The sequence below is a fragment of the Pseudomonas sp. NPDC087358 genome, from assembly GCF_044900785.1.
Lineage (GTDB): Bacteria > Pseudomonadota > Gammaproteobacteria > Pseudomonadales > Pseudomonadaceae > Aquipseudomonas.
Genome location: NZ_JBJDOA010000009.1, coordinates 191,917 through 209,956, shown reverse-complemented (window position 1 = coordinate 209,956; position 18,040 = coordinate 191,917). Strand labels below are relative to the sequence as shown.

The window sequence follows — 18,040 nt, the reverse complement described above, 5'->3', positions numbered from 1 at the left end:
GCTCTGGATGCCAGCCGTCAAAGTTAAAGAGAACGAACCCTTCGACGTAGCTCTGCGTCGTTTCAAGCGCTCCTGCGAAAAAGCCGGTGTTCTGGCTGAAGTTCGTAGCCGCGAATTTTACGAGAAGCCGACTTCTGAGCGTAAGCGTAAGGCAGCTGCCGCTGTCAAGCGTCACGCCAAGAAAGTTCAGCGCGAACAGCGCCGCGCCGTTCGTCTGTATTAATACAGACGTTCGTCGCAAGCTTCTGCCATGCCCGGCCCTAAAGCCGGGCTGTCGGCAGTTGCAGATCTAGCCTCAAGCAACATAGACAGAGGCTGTCGACGCCGCAGATGCGACCGAGACACTCCCCGTCGAACTCTTCCAGCCTGATTCAGGCCGCGTTGACCCGTCTACACTGACCAAGCAACCGTCGTTACGCTTTGGATTCGCCACGATCTTTCTGGCGGGGCGCCTGATGATGAGAACGCCATGGCCGGACTGATTCCCCAAGGTTTTATTGACGACCTCCTGAACCGCACCGACATCGTCGATGTTGTCAGTTCGCGCGTCCAATTAAAAAAGACCGGCAAGAACTTCAGCGCCTGCTGTCCTTTCCACAAGGAAAAGACACCGTCGTTCAGCGTCAGCCCTGATAAACAGTTCTACTACTGCTTCGGCTGCGGCGCGGGTGGCAACGCCCTGGGCTTCATCATGGATCACGACAACCTGGATTTTCCCCAGGCGGTCGAGGATCTGGCCAAAGCCGCCGGAATGGAAGTACCCCGTGAACAGGGCGTCAAAGGGCAAAAGCCCAGACAACCCACTGATTCGCCGCTCTACCCGCTTCTGACAGCCGCTGCCGATTTTTACCGCGCCGCCCTGAAAAGCCACCCGACGCGAAAGTCAGCGGTGGACTACCTGAAGGGTCGCGGACTTTCAGGCGAAATTGCCCGCGACTTCGGCCTCGGGTTCGCCCCGCCCGGCTGGGACAACCTCTATAAGCACTTGAGCAGCGATACGCTTCAGCAGAAGGCAATGATCGACGCCGGCCTGCTGATCGAGAATGCGGAAACCGGCAAACGCTACGACCGCTTTCGCGATCGGGTGATGTTCCCCATCCGCGACAGCCGTGGCCGGGTCATTGCCTTCGGCGGCCGGGTCCTGGGCGATGACAAGCCCAAGTACCTGAACTCGCCCGAGACGCCGGTGTTTCACAAGGGTCAGGAACTCTACGGGCTGTTCGAGGCGCGCAAATACAATCGCAACCTCGACGAGATCATTGTTGTCGAAGGCTACATGGACGTGATCGCGCTTGCCCAGCAAGGCCTGCGCAATGCCGTAGCCACACTGGGTACCGCTACCAGCGAAGAGCATCTGAAACGGCTGTTTCGCGTGGTACCGAACGTACTGTTCTGTTTCGACGGTGACCAGGCCGGGCGTAACGCAGCCTGGCGCGCACTGGAAGCGACACTGTCCAGCTTGCAGGATGGCCGCCGGGCCCGGTTTCTGTTTCTGCCTGAAGGCGAAGACCCGGACACTCTGGTACGCGCCGAAGGCACAGATGCATTCAAGGCAAGGATCAACCAGCACGCTCAACCGCTGGCCGATTACTTCTTTGAGCAACTGACCAAGGAAGCCGACCCTCGCTCGCTGGAGGGCAAGGCGCACATGGTCACCCTGGCGGCACCGCTGATCGAAAGGGTCCCCGGTGCCAACCTGCGCGAATTAATGCGTCGACGCCTCAAGGAAATCACCGGCCTGGACACAGCCGCGGTGAATCAGCTGGTGCAAACTGCGCCGCCTGAAGCACCGCCGACCTATGACCCCGGTTTTGACTACGACTCGGTCGCGGATTACGGCGACTACCCGGCGCATAACGCGTACGAGCCGCAGCAGGACTGGACGCCACAAGCGCCAGGCGGGCAACAGAAGAAATGGGAAAACAAACCCTGGGACAAAGGCAAGAAGTGGGACAAGAACGGTAAGCGTGCGGACTTCGAGCCACGCGCCCCACGCACACCGGCAACCGTTGAACCACCAACGCTGACCGCACTCAGGACGCTACTGCATCACCCTGATCTGTCGCAGAAAGTGGAAGACACCAGTCACTTTGCGGCAGAAGACAACGTCTACTCTCAATTGCTGGTCGCACTGCTCGAAGCCCTGCAGAAAAATCCGAAGCTGCGGTCGCTGCAACTGATCGCCCGCTGGCACGGAACTGACCAGGGACGATTATTAAGGCAATTAGCGGAAAAGGAATGGCTGATCTCGGCCGATAACCTTGAACAACAGTTTTTCGACACTATAACTAGCTTGTCCGCCCGCCAACGCGAGCGAAGCCTAGATCAATTGATCAGGAAGGAACGGCAGACCGGGTTGAGCGCAGAGGAAAAAGTTCAGCTACTCAACCTGTTAAATCGCAAAGTTCCTGCACAAACCCCGACCTCAACTGGCGCGTGAGGTCCTAGCTCGGGTATAATCCCCGGCTTGTTTTTTGCCCGCCAAGACCTTCAGTGGATAGGGTGTTATGTCCGGAAAAGCGCAACAGCAGTCTCGCCTCAAAGAGTTGATCAGCCGCGGTCGTGAGCAGGGTTACCTGACTTACGCGGAGGTCAACGACCACCTGCCGGAGGATATTTCAGATCCGGAACAGGTGGAAGACATCATCCGCATGATTAACGACATGGGGATCAACGTATTCGAGAGTGCTCCGGATGCGGACGCCCTTCTGTTGGCCGAAGCTGACACCGACGAGGCGGCTGCTGAAGAAGCAGCCGCAGCGTTGGCGGCAGTCGAAACCGACATCGGTCGCACAACCGACCCCGTGCGCATGTATATGCGTGAAATGGGTACGGTCGAGCTTCTGACACGTGAAGGCGAGATTGAAATCGCCAAACGTATTGAAGAAGGCATCCGTGAAGTGATGGGCGCAATTGCGCACTTCCCGGGCACGGTCGAGCACATTCTCTCGGAATATACTCGCGTCACCACCGAAGGTGGCCGCCTCTCCGACGTCCTGAGCGGTTATATCGACCCGGACGACGGCATTGCGCCGCCTGCCGAGGTTCCGCCGCCAGTCGACCCGAAAGCCGAAAAGGCCGAAGGCGCTGAAGACGACGACGAAGAGTCTGCCGATGCCGACGACGAGGAAGAGGCCGAAAGCGGCCCGGACCCAGTCATTGCGGCGCAGCGCTTCGGTGCCGTTGCGGATCAGATGGCAATCGCTATCAAGGCTCTGAAAAAGCACGGTCGCGGCAGCAAGCAGGCCAGCGCAGAGCTGTTGGCTCTGGCTGAACTGTTCATGCCGATCAAACTGGTTCCAAAACAGTTTGAAGGCCTGGTCGAGCGTGTCCGTGGTGCTCTTGAGCGTCTGCGTGCACAAGAACGCGCGATCATGCAGTTGTGCGTTCGTGATGCACGTATGCCGCGTGCCGACTTCCTGCGCCAGTTCCCTGGCAACGAAGTCGATCAGAGCTGGACCGACGCACTGGCCAAAGGCAAGAGCAAATACGCCGAAGCCATTGGTCGTCTGCAGGTCGATATTCAGCGTTGCCAGCAGAAGCTGACTGCCCTGGAAGAAGAAACCGGCTTGACCATCCTTGAAATCAAGGACATCAACCGTCGCATGTCGATCGGCGAGGCCAAGGCCCGCCGGGCGAAGAAAGAAATGGTCGAGGCGAACTTGCGTCTGGTGATCTCGATCGCCAAGAAGTACACCAACCGCGGCCTGCAATTCCTCGATCTGATCCAGGAAGGCAACATCGGCCTGATGAAGGCTGTGGACAAGTTCGAATATCGTCGTGGTTACAAGTTCTCGACCTATGCCACCTGGTGGATCCGTCAAGCGATCACTCGCTCGATTGCCGACCAGGCTCGCACCATCCGTATTCCGGTGCACATGATCGAGACGATCAACAAGCTCAACCGCATTTCCCGTCAGATGCTGCAGGAAATGGGTCGTGAACCGACGCCGGAAGAGCTGGGCGAACGCATGGAAATGCCTGAGGACAAGATCCGCAAGGTATTGAAGATCGCCAAAGAGCCGATCTCCATGGAAACTCCGATCGGTGATGACGAAGATTCGCACCTGGGTGACTTCATCGAAGACTCGACCATGCAGTCGCCAATCGATGTCGCTACCGTTGAGAGTCTCAAGGAAGCAACGCGTGAAGTCCTCTCGGGTCTCACCGCCCGTGAAGCCAAGGTGCTGCGTATGCGCTTCGGCATCGACATGAATACCGACCACACTCTCGAGGAAGTCGGTAAGCAGTTCGATGTAACCCGTGAGCGTATTCGTCAGATCGAAGCCAAGGCGCTGCGCAAGCTGCGTCACCCGACCAGAAGCGAACACCTGCGTTCGTTCCTGGACGAGTAAGCAAAACGCGCTCAACAAAACCCCCGGCCAGTGCCGGGGGTTTTGCGTTTCTGAAGAATAAGATTTTGGCGGTGTGCCACCTTCCTCCAGCACGGCTACACTCGACACATTCTCACCATTGAAACTACTGAGGCTGCCATGTTTTGGATGCCGGCCATTGTTTTCTTGTGCTTGATGGGGTCGACAACCGTTGACGCTCAGGCTTTTCCCCAAGGGGAAACAGCCTGGCAGGGCATGCACGAGGACGCAGTGCATAGTACGGATACTGCAGCGCCCGACATCGAAGGGATAAGTGACACCAGCCAACGTCAGACGCTGGCATTCAACCAGCCATCCGATTCTGAGGACGGTGTCGAGGCGCAGGCATACCCTGCCCCGGAACCGCCCAGGTTCTGGCGGGACTTCTTGCTTTATGGATTGCCAGGCCTGCTGCTGCTGTCGACGGTTCTGGCGATTGTCGTGCGTATCAATCGACGCCTGAGCTCGGAGATTTTCCGTCGCGTTGCTCTGGAACAGGAGCTTCGCAGCAGCGAATATCACTATCGCGGCATGATCGAAAGCCTGTCGGCCATCGCATGGGAAGCCAATACACACGACTATTCATATAACTACGTCTCGCCCCACGCCGAGAACCTGCTTGGCTACCCTGTCCATCAATGGCGACGACCTGGTTTCTGGCGCAGCATCGTGCACCCTGCCGATCTGGAGCACGCAGAACGTTACTGCGATCAGCAGACAGCCCTGGGCAACGACCACAGCCTGGACTACCGCGTCATCTGCGCAGACGGCAGGGTGTTGTGGGTACGCGATATCGTGAGCCTCATCACCTACGGCCGTGAGCCGGTGATGCGCGGGTTGATGATCGATATCAGCGAGGCCAAACAGACCGAAGAAGCGTTGCGGCTGTCCGAGGGCAAGTTTGCCTCGGTGTTCGATCAATGCCCGGACATTCTGGTCATTGCCAGACTCTCCGACGGCTGCTTCCTGGAAGCGAACCAGGCGTTCGTCGAACAGATCGGTCTGGACGCCGAGGATGTCATTGGACGCACACCCGGCGACCTGAACATCTGGGGCATCCCGGACATCGGCCCGAGCCTGCTGCAACGCCTGCAGAAAGGCAGTATCCGCAATCTGGAAATGCCATTTCGCCGCAGTAACGGACGCACATTTACCGGCCTGTTGTCCGCCGAGCCTTTCGATCTGGATTCAACGCCCGCGGTGGTGCTGGTCGTGCGCGACATCACCCCGCTCAAGGAAGCCCAGCAGCAACTACAGCTGTCAGAGGAAAAATTCGCCAAGGCTTTCCATTCTTCACCGGACGGCCTGCTCATCTCACGACAAAGCGATGGATTGCTGGTTGAAATCAACGACGGTTTCAGCCGCATTACCGGTTATCACAGCTCGCTGTCGCTGGACCGCACAACGCTCGATCTGGGAATCTGGGTCGATCTCAACGAACGCCAGCAACTGCTTGAGCAACTGAGTCGCGACGGCTTCGTCAAAGATTTCACCAGCCATATTCGGCGCAGGGACGGTCAGATAAGGCTGTGCGAAATTTCATCGCGCCCGCTGCCCATCGGCGGCGAAGACTGCATGCTGACCATTGCCCGGGACATCACCGAGCGCCATCAGATGCAGGAGAAGCTGCAACTGGCCGCGACCGTTTTCGAGAGCACCGCCGAAGGCGTGTTGATCACCGACACTCGCCAACGCATCAACGCTGTCAACCGCGCCTTCAGTGAGATCACCGGATACAGCGAGGACGAAGCCATCGGCGAAACCCCGCGTCTGCTCGCCTCGGGCCTGCACGACAGCGCGTTCTATGCCGCCATGTGGTACCAGCTCACGGCCGAGGGCCATTGGCAGGGAGAAATCAGCAATCGGCGCAAGAACGGCGAAATATACCCAAGCTGGCTGACCATCAGCGCGGTGCGCAACCGGGACAAGTTCATCACGCACTTCGTCGCCGTGTTTGCCGACATCTCCAGCCTCAAACAGGCCCAGGCGCGGCTGGATTATCAAGCGCATCACGACCCGTTGACCGGCCTGCCCAATCGCACACTGTTTGAAAGTCGCCTGCATGCCGCCCTGGTGCACAGCAAGGAAGCGGACAGCCTGGGCGCAGTCCTGTTTCTCGATCTGGACCGCTTCAAACACATCAACGACAGTCTCGGCCACCCGGTCGGTGATCTGCTGCTCAAGGGGATCGCTCACCGCCTCAAGGACAGTCTGCGCGACATCGACACCGTCGCGCGTCTGGGCGGGGATGAATTCATCATATTGCTCCCCGGACTACAAACCGCGACCGATGCAGAGGCCATCGCCACCAAACTGTTGAACAGCTTCTCTGCCCCCTTCCAGGCCGGAGAACACGAGTTTTTCATCAGTACCAGCATCGGTACGGCACTGTTCCCAACCGACGGTGCGGACGTGGCCACCCTCATCAAGAACGCCGATGCCGCCATGTATCGCTCCAAGGCCAAGGGTCGCAACCGGGTTGAAGGCTATACCCGTGACCTCACCGCCCAGGCCAGCGAACGCATCGCGCTGGAGCACGAACTGCGCCGGGCGATCGAACGTAATGAATTCAGTCTGTCCTACCAGCCGAAGGTCAGTCTGCTGACACAGCGGCTGGTCGGGGCCGAGGCCTTGATCCGCTGGAGCCACCCCACTTTCGGAGATGTCCCACCCGAGCGCTTCATTCCTCTGGCCGAAGAGAACGGCATGATCCTGCAGATCGGCGAATGGGTGCTGGAAAAAGCCTGCCGGCAATTGCATCAATGGAATCAGACCTATGACGTATTCGGATCACTCTCGGTGAACCTGGCAGGCGCGCAACTGCGCCAGCCCAATCTGGTCACCCGTATCGAACAACTGCTCACCCAGTACGAACTCCAACCCGGCCTGCTGCAGTTGGAAATCACCGAAAACTTCATCATGTCGCAGACCGAGGAGGCACTTTCAGTGCTGCATCGCCTGAAAAAGCTGGGCGTACAATTGGCCATCGATGACTTCGGTACCGGTTATTCCTCACTGAGCTACCTCAAACGTCTGCCGCTGGACATCCTCAAGATCGACCAGTCCTTCGTCCGCGGCCTGCCCGACGACCCCCACGATGCCGCCATCGTGCGAGCCATCATCGCGCTGGGGCGCAGCATGCAGCTCACCGTCATCGCCGAAGGTGTGGAAAACCTCGAGCAACAGCAATTTCTCGCCGATGAAGGCTGCGAGCAAATCCAGGGCTACATCGTCAGCCTGCCCCTGCGCCCGGAAGAATTCTGCGCGACCTTTCTTCGTATGACTGTTTCGGACTTTTCGGATAGCACAGCACGGAAACCATCGTTATAATCCGCCGCCTGACTGAGGGCCTATAGCTCAGTTGGTTAGAGCAGAGGACTCATAATCCTTTGGTCCACGGTTCGAGTCCGTGTGGGCCCACCAAATTCAAAAGCCGCGCATTGCGCGGCTTTTGTGTTTCTGTCGCTCGGCTTCGCGACGCGGCTAACTCGCGCTCAGACGAGCCAGCCAGCACGACCCCTTCCCCATCCGGCCAAAACCAAAAAGCACAAACACATAAATGCACCGTTGAATGAGCGGATGCCGAAAGGAGCGACTCGCCGTGCGTCCGCGCTGGTCGGCACCCGCGCCATTCTCATACGCCGCGTATCGCTGTTCGCCGCCGCGGATGCAAGTATCAGCAAAATCGCCACTACATGACAATGTAGCTGCACAACGCCCTGTTTTTCACACGCTGTAACATCCAAACTCAGACACCAGCCACGCAATTAAAAACTCCCACACAACTATGTAATTTTTCCTACGCAGAAACTGACAGTTTCTTAGTGACTATCAGATTCGTCGCATTTCGAGACGACATGGACTTCTGTAAAGTCGCCGACAGCTCTGCGGCGACGCTTACGCCTAATAAAACAACTGCTTATTAGCGCGCAATCCTATTTAGGCGCGATAGGTCACACGGCCTTACGCGCGACACTCCAGGCAGATCCTCCGCAAACAACCCAGCATAAACAGGAGCAAAAAATGTATAAAAACGAGGAAGTGGTATATAAGACCAGCGCTCCGAAAACTGCGCCACCCGATGCATTGAGTGCCACCCCTGGCAAAGCTGCCGACGCTAACGCCACTAGAATCCCGGTTTATCAACCTTACCTCGCGGGGCAGGAGGCTGAATACGTCAACCGCTGCCTGAACACCAACTGGATATCTTCGAGGGGGGAGTTCATTCAAAAATTTGAGACCCAATTCGCGGAATTCACCGGAGCACCATTCGCGACTTCCGTGTGTAACGGCACCACGGCGATCCATTTGGCGCTAGCAGCACTAGGGATTGGAGTCGGTGACGAAGTGATCGTACCGACCTTCACCTACATCGCATCGGTCAATCCGATCCTGCAGATGGGCGCGACTCCCATATTCGTGGACTCCCTTGCCGACACCTGGCAAATGGACTCCCGTCAGGTAGCACAGAAAATCACCCCTCGAACCAAAGCCATCATGGCAGTTCACCTGTACGGGCTGCCTTGCGACATGGATGCCCTCACGCACCTGTGCAGAGAGCACGATCTGCTGTTGGTGGAAGACTGCGCAGAAGCGTTCGGGACGTTTTATCGAGGCCAGCACGTCGGTACGTTTGGAGACGCGGCGACGTTCAGCTTCTTCGGTAATAAAACCATCACCACGGGTGAAGGCGGCATGGTGATTACGCGATCCCAGGACGTAATGGACCGCGCCCGACACCTGAAGACTCAGGGGGTCTCGTCTGTTCGCGAATATTGGCACGACGAGTTAGCCTTCAACTATCGCATGACCAACCTATGTGCAGCCATCGGCCTCGCACAGCTCGAACAGGCGGATGAAATACTTGAACGTAAACGTCGGATAGCCCAATGGTACGCCGAAGAACTTCAGGGCTTGCCTCTTTCCCTGCACGAAGAACAGCCTGACACCACACATTCGTTCTGGATGTGCTCGGCACTACTTGATTGCGCTGAAGATAGAAATGGTTTGAGAACAACCTTGGCGGCGGCAGGCATCGAGACTCGCCCGCTGTTCCACCCAGCTCATACCATGCCCCACTGCAAAAACGGGGAGAAGTTTCCTGTTGCCGAGATGCTCAGTGCGAGAGGACTCAACTTACCAAGTTATCCCGCGCTCGAGCGTAAGGACATCGAAAGAATCAGTAGCGTGATCCGCCACTATTTCATCAGTAAAGTTTCCTGACGCCCGATGGGGTTTCATTGTGAATACATATCGCGGGCTGCAATCACTCTTGATTCAAGCCTCGATAAAAGCAGAAGACACCCAATATGAATGATTACTGTGCGGGCATCTGGCATGCCCGCTATTTCTGGGGCCATCTAGCATTGTCCGACTTGCGGGCGCGCTGGCGAAGCTCGTACCTGGGAATGTTCTGGTCAATACTTCAACCCTTGGGGTTAGCGTTATTATTGGCTGCGGTGTTCAGTCGGTTATTACAGACCGACATCGTCGCCTATGCGCCGTATATCCTTTCGGGAATTGTGGTCTGGGACTTCTTCGTCACTGTTGTGACAGGTGGTTCAATGGCGTTCGTACAGGCCGATGCCTACATCAAGCAGTGCCGCCATCCGCTGGCTATCTACACCCTGCGCTCTACCCTCAGCAGTTTGGCGATATTGTCGCTGGCAAGCGTCACACTGTTTGTCTGGTCGGCATTGGCATTACCTCATAACTTTGGCTGGCCTTGGCTGGCGATTCTCAGCCTGCCACCCCTGCTGCTGTTCATTGGCTGGCCCTTAGCGACTCTATTGGCCTATATCGGCACCCGATTTCGCGACCTGACCCCGGCTTTGGCTTTGGCGCTACAGGCCCTGTGGTTCATCTCGCCTGTGTACTTTGAGGAGAGCCTGTTCCGTCGTGGCGGACTGGATGCCCTGGTCGACAACAACCCGATTTATCACATCCTGCAGATTCTGCGCGCGCCGCTACTCACAGGCGAATGGCCTACCTCCACCAATTATGCATTCGCTTTTGGCACCTCGATAACGTTCACAGTGCTGGCATGGCTGGTAGGACGTCGTGCGGAACGCAAGGTAATTTTCTACCTATGAACCATTCAAGTATCAGCCTGACGAACGCCAACTTGCACTACGCCGCTACCGCATTCAAAGAGCGCTCGCTCAAGACACTCCTGGCCCATGCCTTTCGCGACCAGCCCAAGCAGAAAATTTCAGATATCCACGCGTTGCGTGACATCAATCTTGAAATTCGCGGCGGAGAGCGGGTGGGTTTACTGGGACACAACGGCGCGGGCAAGAGCACCCTGCTCAAGTCGATCGCAGGTCTCTATCCGCTGTCGAGCGGACAGCGCCATGTGGCAGGACGCATTCGCTCTCTCTTCGATATCAGCCTGGGGTTCGAGCCAGACGCCAGTGGTCGTGAAAACATCCTTTATCGCGGCCTGCTCATGGGGATGACGCCCCAACAGATGCGCGAATGCGAAGCTGAGATCATCGCTTTCGCCGAACTGGGCGAGTTCATCGATTACCCCATAAAGACATACTCCGCGGGCATGCAGGTGCGCCTGGCGTTTGCCATTTCCACTCAGATCGGTGGCGAGGTGCTTTTGCTTGACGAGGTAATCGGCGCAGGTGATGCAGCGTTTTTTGCCAAAGCGCAGAAACGCATCGCCGAGCTGGTTGAAGATGCGGAAATCATTCTGCTTGCCTCCCACGACGTGAGCGCACTCAAACGGTGGTGCCAGCGCGGGTTGGTACTCCAAAACGGACAGCTCGTGTTCGACGGAAAGATCAGCGACGCCATAGCCCATTACCAGCATATCTACACGGCGAATTCATGAACACGCAGTCTACGAAGACAGCCTCGACGCAGGCGTCGCGTCCGTTGCGAGCAATGTGGCTGCTCAATCATTCAGCCGCCAGACGTTTCGAGGTGCCCATGCTCAAGCGCATGGGCATCGAGGAAATATTTCTACCAAAAACGTTTCCGTGCGAGCCCAGTTTCCGGAGCGCTTCGGTGGAGTGGGACGAAGACTTGAACCTGAGCATCCCGCCAGATGATCTGGCCGTGCTCAACTCTATTGACTGGTACAGCGGAGGCAGCCGGGAAGGATGGGACCTCGCCAATCGACACTTCGATATGGTGTTCTTCATCGTTCATAGTCCCTTCTTGCTCCACCAGATAGCCAGCCACTTTCAGGGCGTAGCGCTGTGGCGGGCATACGGCCTGCAAAAGGAAATCAGTTATGACTTCGTGCTCAATCTCGAGCGCGACGGACGCCTGCGCCGTGGGGTCAACCACTTGGGTGCACGCTTCTACCTGGCAGAGGCGTATGCGCACATCGCGGATGACGAACCGGATTATCTGAAGGCCAGAAGGTTATATCTTCCGCTGGGCATCTCGACGGATACAAAGCCGTATCGCTGGACCGGTGAGCTTGACCGAGTGTTATTCGTCTGTCCTGAAATCGCCATCAACCCTTACTACCGGGCGATCTATCGTCAATTCAAGCGCGACTTCGGCGACTTGCCGCATGTGATTGGCGGCGCCCAACCAATCAAGGTCAACGACAGCAACGTTCTGGGCTTTGTCACTGCAGAAGAACACGCGCGCAACATGACTCAGAACCGGGTCATGTACTACCACAGCACCGAACCTAATCATATTCACTATCATCCGTTCGAGGCGATTCAGGCAGGCATGCCGCTGCTCTACATGGCAGGCGGAATACTCGACCGAATGGGTGGTATCGATCTGCCCGGGCGCTGCCGTACTGTTCAGGAAGCCAGAAAGAAGTTGCAGCGGATCCTCGCCGGCGACACGCGCCTGATCGATAGCATACGCAACAGCCAGCCCCGACTACTTGAACCCATGAGTGTTGCGGCCTGTATGCCCGCATGGACAGACAGCTTTGCCCGCCTGCGTTCCGATATGCAGACCCAGCGGCTGGAACGACTGGCACGTCCCTCGATCCGACGGCAAAAGCGAATTGCCGTATGCATGCCGATTGCTTATCAAGGAGGCACATTGCGAGGGGCCCAGGCATTGGCACACGCGCTGTTATCGGGTAGCCAGCAAGCAGGTGAACCGGCGGAAATCGTGCTGCTCTATCCCGAAGATGCCGAGTACAGGCCAGTGGACTGGCAAAAACTACCCAGCGAGATCAGCCGACGCAGTTTTTCCTGGCATGTGCTGGACTCATCAGAAGCCACCCGTGCGATGCATTACGCAGGATTCACTGGATGGGAGCCGAACGCCGAACGCTTCATGGTTCCTGACGACGGGATTCAACAACTTCAGGATTGTGACCTATGGGTGTTTGTCTCTGATCGTTTATCCATCCCCATACTCCCCCTGCGCCCTCAGATCTTGGTGGTGTATGACTACCTGCAACGCTATGAGAACGTGATGCCGGTCGGGCACGACCACGCCTTTCTCAGCGCGGCGTTTCGTGCGCACCGAGTGCTCGTGACCACTCGGTTCACACGGCAGGACGCCTTGCAATACGCCGGTCTCAGGCCGCACAAAGTGCGAAAGGTGCCGATGTTGGCGCCGGACCTCAATCAGCCTGATGTCACTGCCGAGAAAGGCGGCTACTTCGTGTGGCCGACTAATAGGGCAATACATAAAAACCATAGCAACGCCGCAGAGGCCCTTCGCATCTATTACGGGGAACTGGAGGGAGAATGGGACTGCCTTGTCACCGGGCAGGACAAGCATCAGCTACTGCAGTCCGGCCTGCCACATTTGCAGTCCCTGAGCGACACTTTCAAAGTTTCGAAGGAACTGCGTAAGCGAGTGCACTGGAAAGGCTATCTGGATGATCGTCAGTATCACCAGACATTGGCCAGCGCCAACGCTTTGTGGCTTCCAACCCGAATTGACAACGGTAGTTTCAGCGTAATTGAAGCTGGACAGTTGGGCGTACCCTCGTTATGCGTCGATTATCCGGCTATGCGCGAAATCAATGAGCAGTTCCACCTGGATCTCACGTGGATGGATGGCAACGATCCTCGTCAGATGGCTCTGCAGCTTAAAGACATGGAACACAAGGCCCAAAGCCTCAGCGCTCGCCTGGCAGCTACCGATTGCCTGGCAGGGCAGCGGGTGGACGATCTCGCGAGTGCCTACTGGCAGGAGGTGCGCGAATGTCTGTGAAGCGCTACGGGATCTACATCGCCTATGCGCCGACGGTGGATTTGCGCAACGAAGGTCTGGGTCGTTATCTTGCCAACTTTGTCAGAGGCGCAACAGAGTCGACGGATGTCGACTTTGTTATTGCATGCCCAAGCTGGTCGAAGGAGGCGCTGGAGGACCTGTTCCGAAGCGAAGGACTGGCTACACAGGTTTCCATCATTCACCCAATTGGCAAGCCGTGGCTTCTACGCAGCTACGAGACCTATCAAAAGGTCAGGGCCAGGCGACCTAGGCAACGACCCGCGCATAACAAGTCAGGCGGGGTTCTGAAATGGCTCCAGGATGACGTTGAGAAGCGTCTCGTGCAGATCCATAGCCCGAGATCGCTTCTCCCGCTCCTGCTTTACGGTTTCACGCTATCCGTGCTGCTGCTGCTTTACGTACAACTGCTGGGGGCGAAATCCATCGGCGCTCGGCTGCGCAACATCACCGCAAGAACGTTCGCGCCATTGATGGGGAAGTTGAGGGCCCGGCTCAAGCGCTTGACACATTCTCCCAAAGACAACAGCTGGGTGCGGCGTCAGCTCCAATCGATGAACGAGATCGAAAGCAAGCGCATGCAGGCGCTCATCGAAGCCCGCAAGGACGTGATTGCATGGTACAGCCCGACGGCGTTCTGGCCTGCCTTCAACGAGCTGCGCGTTCCGCGCCTGATGTGTGTACCGGATGTCGTGCTCAGCGACTTTTCCATCGGCTTTTCCAGCGTCGGCGGCGATCGCTTTCTCGAGACGTTCAAGAGCATCGAACATGCCATCAGGACTGCTTCTCATCTAGTGACCTATAGCGAGCAGACAAAATGGCATACGCTGGCTGATCGCTTCAGTGTCCCTGCCTCGCGCATCAGCGTGGTCCGGCATGCGCCCAGCACCTTGCATCATTTGATCGACATCGAGGGATTTCCCGATTCCGCGGCCACGTCACATCACTACTGCTGGCAGATGCTGTTTACGGCGCTACAAAGGACCGATAACCCCTACACCACATTCTTCTGCAACGAACAGGTGCGCTTTCTTTTCTACCCATCCCAGGTACGTCCGAACAAGAACATGCTGACCCTGCTCCGCGCGTTCGAGCACCTGGCCCACGAACGCAAACTGGGTTTGAAGCTGATACTGACTGGCGACATCGCCAATGCGCCGCAGCTGAACGATTACATCGCCAAACACCGCTTGCAGGCCGACGTGATCTGCCTGCGCAACCTGTCCACCACCGAACTCGCCGCCTGTTATCGTTTGGCAGAAGTGGCAGTCAATCCAAGCTTGAGCGAGGGCGGTTGCCCGTTCACCTTTACCGAAGCCCTTTCCGTAGGCACCCCGGTGGTGATGTCGAGAATTCCAGTGACGCTGGAAGTACTCACCGATCCCCTCATGAGGGAGGCGACACTGTTCGACCCTTATGACTGGCGCGATATCGCAAACCGCATCGAGTGGGCCATTCTGAACCGGGCACAGTTGCTGACGCTGCAACGAACAGCTTATGCAACCCTGAGCACACGGACCTGGGCGGATGTGGCACGTGAGCATACGGACCTGCTTGACGCCATTGCAGCCCAAGAAACCAGCCGGCCCGGAGGAAACAACCATGCCGCATGACACTGTGCCCAAAGGGCTCCTAATCTTTGGTTTCGGCGGCCATGCGCGCAGCGTGGCCGACGTCGCGATGGCGATGGGCGTTTCAGCGATGCGATTCATCGACCCCGCAGCGCGCGAGGGAGAACGTTATTTGAACCACCCCGTGGAAGCTGATTGGGACGGGCAACTGCTCGAGGGTTGGGCGATATTTTCAGCTTCGGGCTGCAACCGTCAGCGCAGGGTGCACCTGGAACATGCCCGGAGCACGGGATGGCCAGTGGCAACATTGGTTGCCCCGACCGCCAGCCTCGGCACGTCCTGCCATCTCGCGCCCGGCTCTTTCATCGGCCATCAGGCGCATGTTGGGCCACAGGCCAGAATCGGTCTGGGTTGCATCATCAACAGTGGCGCAATCGTGGAGCACGAATCGATCACAGGGGACTACTCGCATGTCGCCGTCAACGCGACTGTCGCCGGACGCAGCGTCCTGGGTGCCAGCAACTTCATCGGGGCAGCCGCCACGGTCATCGACGGAATCACACTTGCCGATCACATCCAGCTCGGTGCCGGCGCGGTTGCGGTGTGCGACTTGGCAGTACCAGGCTTGTACCTCGGCATACCGGCGCGACTGCACCAGGCGCCGAAGGTTGAACATAACGGCTGAAGGAATCAAGGCCTCAGCGCTGCAGCTCTAGCCAGGGAGTAAACGTCAACCCTCGGGTGATTTCGGGTACCATTTGCCTCTCATCGGCCGGGGAATTCCCTGCGGCCCTGACGGTCTGTAACCCCATGAGCAAACCTTCCCTCCCTTCTGCGCTGCGCCGCCTGCTGCGTCCACTTCTGGACCCCTACCGCCGTTATCGCCACGCCCGCTACATTCATGCCGGGCGTATCGTGGTGGGTTTGCTGGTTTCGATCCTGTTGACCACCGGTATCCATCTGCCCCACGGCGAGTGGGCATCGGTGACGATGCTGATCGTGATTGGCGGTTTGCAGCACCACGGCAATATTGGCAAGAAGTCGGTGGAGCGGGCCTACGGGACGTTGATTGGCGCGGCGCTGGGGCTGGCGGTGGTAGCGCAGGAAAACTACTTGGGCATGCCGCTGCTGACCTACGTGATGATGTCTCTGATTTGCGGCTTTTTTGCTTATCACGCCATTGGCAAAGGGGGTTACACGGCGCTGTTGTCGGCGATCACGCTGTTCATTGTCGCGGGGCATGGCGACAACCCGATCACCGACGGGCTGTGGCGCACCGTGGACATTCTGATCGGTATCGTCCTGGCGCTGGCATTCTCCTTCGCTTTACCGCTGTATGCGGTGTATTCGTGGCGCTACAACCTGGCCAGCGGGTTGCGAGATTGCGCCAAGGTATATGAGCGCATCAGCAGCGGGCAGTCGATCGCAGCCGACGAGCATTTGAAGCTGACGGCGCGACTTAATGCGACGATGCTGCAATTGCGCTCACTGATGCCTTCAGTGTCGAAAGAAGTGAAGATTTCGCTGGTGGAACTGGACGCGATCCAGGGGCATTTCCGGATGTGCCTGAGCACGCTGGAAATTCTCTCCAACCTACGCCCGGCTGATATCGGGAATGTGGGCATGAACGCTGAGCAGCGCAGGATCCGGCGCATGCTCATCGGCATGGCGAGAGCCCTGCAGAGCGGTGCGACGGAGCGCCTGGAACGCCCGAGCGAATCCCTGGCGGTGGGTCCCGAAGCGCCCGCGGCATCTGCCGATGTGCTGGGCTATCAGCTGATGAATCGGCAACTGGCGCTGAACATTGAAGGGCTGCAACAGCGCTTGGCAAAGACGGCGAAGAAGTGGAAAATCTGAGTTTCTACGCCGCTTTCTCTTGCTGAAAAATCAGTAAACCGAAGGTACCACCATGTCCCGTGGCACCGGTGCACGCAGATAGTTGGCGTTGTATTCGCGCTCCGGCAGCACCACTTGTGGCGCTTGCGTATCGCCACGCGGGATCTGTTCGAGCAAGTGACGAATGCAATTCAATCGCGCGCGCTTCTTGTCGTCGGCCTCGACGATCCACCACGGCGCCACCTCGCTGTGGGAGCGAGTCAGCATTTCTTCTTTGGCACGGGTGTAGTCTTCCCAGCGGCGTCGGGACTCAAGGTCCATTGGCGAGAGTTTCCATTGCTTCAACGGGTCGTGGATACGCATCAGAAAGCGGCGGTATTGCTCATCGTCGGTGATGGAAAACCAGTACTTGATGAGGATGATTCCGGAACGCACCAGCATCTTTTCGAACTCGGGAACGGTGCGGAAAAACTCTTCATATTCGTCGCTATCACAAAAGCCCATGACTCGCTCGACACCGGCGCGGTTGTACCAGCTGCGGTCGAACAGGACCATCTCGCCAGCTGCCGGCAGGTGAGAGACATAGCGCTGAAAATACCACTGCGTACGTTCGCGTTCGCTTGGGGCAGTCAGCGCAGCGACCCGGCAAACCCGTGGGTTGAGGCGCTGGGTAATGCGTTTGATCGCACCACCTTTGCCTGCGGCATCACGCCCTTCAAACAGCACCACCACTTTGAGTTTCTGACTGACAACCCAATCCTGCAATTTGACCAGTTCACCTTGCAGGCGCAGCAATTCGCGGAAATACAGGCGTCGATCGATGCCTTTGGGCACTTCCTCGCCCAGATCGGCAAGCAGACCATCCAGGCGCGCGTCGTCGTATTCCATTTCCAGCTCTTCATCGAAGCTGTCGAGGATGTCGGCGTGGATGTAGCGGGCGGTTTCGGATAGATCCAGAGGCTGGCTATCGGTCATGGCAGGGCTCCCGGCGCGGGTTGAGAGAGTCAGGGGACCTGATTTAGACACGCAGGGAGTGACAGCTGAATGACAAAACGGTGACTGCTGGGAAAAGTCCTACATATA

The 18,040-nt window shown here is 57.5% G+C and carries 11 protein-coding genes, 1 tRNA gene and 1 pseudogene; 12 read left to right on the top strand and 1 reads right to left on the bottom strand.

Annotation, left to right across the window (positions count from 1 at the left end; genetic code table 11):
- Positions 1 to 7 precede the first annotated feature (7 nt).
- From rpsU to ACI2KS_RS21065, 12 genes and pseudogenes are all read left to right on the top strand, one after another.
- Entirely contained in the window at positions 8 to 223 is a 216-nt protein-coding gene (rpsU, locus tag ACI2KS_RS21120; protein ID WP_002551877.1) for a 30S ribosomal protein S21, read from the top strand.
- A gap of 246 nt (positions 224 to 469) precedes the next feature.
- Positions 470 to 2,440 carry a DNA primase gene (dnaG, locus tag ACI2KS_RS21115; protein ID WP_404622942.1) on the top strand — a complete coding sequence of 657 codons (1,971 nt, stop codon included), beginning with the start codon at positions 470 to 472 and terminating at the stop codon, positions 2,438 to 2,440.
- A gap of 67 nt (positions 2,441 to 2,507) precedes the next feature.
- On the top strand, positions 2,508 to 4,355 hold the full coding sequence (gene rpoD, locus ACI2KS_RS21110; protein WP_404622941.1) for an RNA polymerase sigma factor RpoD: 1,848 nt from the start codon (positions 2,508 to 2,510) through the stop codon (positions 4,353 to 4,355).
- A gap of 390 nt (positions 4,356 to 4,745) precedes the next feature.
- Positions 4,746 to 7,703: pseudogene (locus ACI2KS_RS21105) on the top strand (EAL domain-containing protein); the annotation flags it as partial.
- 16 nt (positions 7,704 to 7,719) lie between these two features.
- Positions 7,720 to 7,796: transfer RNA gene (locus ACI2KS_RS21100), tRNA-Ile, on the top strand.
- Between the two features lie 600 nt (positions 7,797 to 8,396).
- Entirely contained in the window at positions 8,397 to 9,596 is a 1,200-nt protein-coding gene (locus tag ACI2KS_RS21095) for a DegT/DnrJ/EryC1/StrS family aminotransferase (RefSeq protein WP_404622940.1), read from the top strand.
- Between the two features lie 86 nt (positions 9,597 to 9,682).
- Positions 9,683 to 10,465, top strand: a complete 783-nt coding sequence (locus ACI2KS_RS21090; RefSeq protein WP_404622939.1) for an ABC transporter permease — start codon at positions 9,683 to 9,685, stop codon at positions 10,463 to 10,465.
- On the top strand, positions 10,462 to 11,214 hold the full coding sequence (locus tag ACI2KS_RS21085) for an ABC transporter ATP-binding protein (RefSeq protein WP_404622938.1): 753 nt from the start codon (positions 10,462 to 10,464) through the stop codon (positions 11,212 to 11,214). Before ACI2KS_RS21090 ends, ACI2KS_RS21085 begins: the two co-directional genes overlap by 4 nt.
- Positions 11,211 to 13,532 (top strand): glycosyltransferase, encoded by a 2,322-nt coding sequence (locus ACI2KS_RS21080; RefSeq protein ID WP_404622937.1) that lies wholly within the window; start codon positions 11,211 to 11,213, stop codon positions 13,530 to 13,532. Before ACI2KS_RS21085 ends, ACI2KS_RS21080 begins: the two co-directional genes overlap by 4 nt.
- The gene (locus ACI2KS_RS21075; protein ID WP_404622936.1) at positions 13,523 to 15,163 is read left to right on the top strand and encodes a glycosyltransferase; all 1,641 of its coding nucleotides are present in this window, start codon (positions 13,523 to 13,525) and stop codon (positions 15,161 to 15,163) included. Before ACI2KS_RS21080 ends, ACI2KS_RS21075 begins: the two co-directional genes overlap by 10 nt.
- Complete coding sequence (locus tag ACI2KS_RS21070) at positions 15,153 to 15,806, top strand: acetyltransferase (RefSeq protein WP_404622935.1); 654 nt, start codon at positions 15,153 to 15,155, stop codon at positions 15,804 to 15,806. Before ACI2KS_RS21075 ends, ACI2KS_RS21070 begins: the two co-directional genes overlap by 11 nt.
- 125 nt (positions 15,807 to 15,931) lie before the next feature.
- Complete coding sequence (locus ACI2KS_RS21065) at positions 15,932 to 16,978, top strand: FUSC family protein (protein WP_404622934.1); 1,047 nt, start codon at positions 15,932 to 15,934, stop codon at positions 16,976 to 16,978.
- A 30-nt stretch (positions 16,979 to 17,008) separates the two neighbouring features.
- Here the strand turns inward: ACI2KS_RS21065 and ppk2 are convergent, their stop codons facing one another.
- Positions 17,009 to 17,932 (bottom strand): polyphosphate kinase 2, encoded by a 924-nt coding sequence (gene ppk2 / locus ACI2KS_RS21060; RefSeq protein WP_404622933.1) that lies wholly within the window; start codon positions 17,930 to 17,932, stop codon positions 17,009 to 17,011.
- Between the last annotated feature and the right edge of the window lie 108 nt (positions 17,933 to 18,040).

Coding starts and splice junctions, on each gene's coding strand:
- ACI2KS_RS21095 (WP_404622940.1), top strand. CDS start 8,397: ATGTATAAAAACGAGGAAGTGGTATATAAGACCAGCGCTCCGAAAACT.
- ACI2KS_RS21085 (WP_404622938.1), top strand. CDS start 10,462: ATGAACCATTCAAGTATCAGCCTGACGAACGCCAACTTGCACTACGCC.
- ppk2 (WP_404622933.1), bottom strand. CDS start 17,932: ATGACCGATAGCCAGCCTCTGGATCTATCCGAAACCGCCCGCTACATC.
- ACI2KS_RS21080 (WP_404622937.1), top strand. CDS start 11,211: ATGAACACGCAGTCTACGAAGACAGCCTCGACGCAGGCGTCGCGTCCG.
- ACI2KS_RS21070 (WP_404622935.1), top strand. CDS start 15,153: ATGCCGCATGACACTGTGCCCAAAGGGCTCCTAATCTTTGGTTTCGGC.
- ACI2KS_RS21065 (WP_404622934.1), top strand. CDS start 15,932: ATGAGCAAACCTTCCCTCCCTTCTGCGCTGCGCCGCCTGCTGCGTCCA.
- ACI2KS_RS21090 (WP_404622939.1), top strand. CDS start 9,683: ATGAATGATTACTGTGCGGGCATCTGGCATGCCCGCTATTTCTGGGGC.
- dnaG (WP_404622942.1), top strand. CDS start 470: ATGGCCGGACTGATTCCCCAAGGTTTTATTGACGACCTCCTGAACCGC.
- ACI2KS_RS21075 (WP_404622936.1), top strand. CDS start 13,523: ATGTCTGTGAAGCGCTACGGGATCTACATCGCCTATGCGCCGACGGTG.
- rpoD (WP_404622941.1), top strand. CDS start 2,508: ATGTCCGGAAAAGCGCAACAGCAGTCTCGCCTCAAAGAGTTGATCAGC.
- rpsU (WP_002551877.1), top strand. CDS start 8: ATGCCAGCCGTCAAAGTTAAAGAGAACGAACCCTTCGACGTAGCTCTG.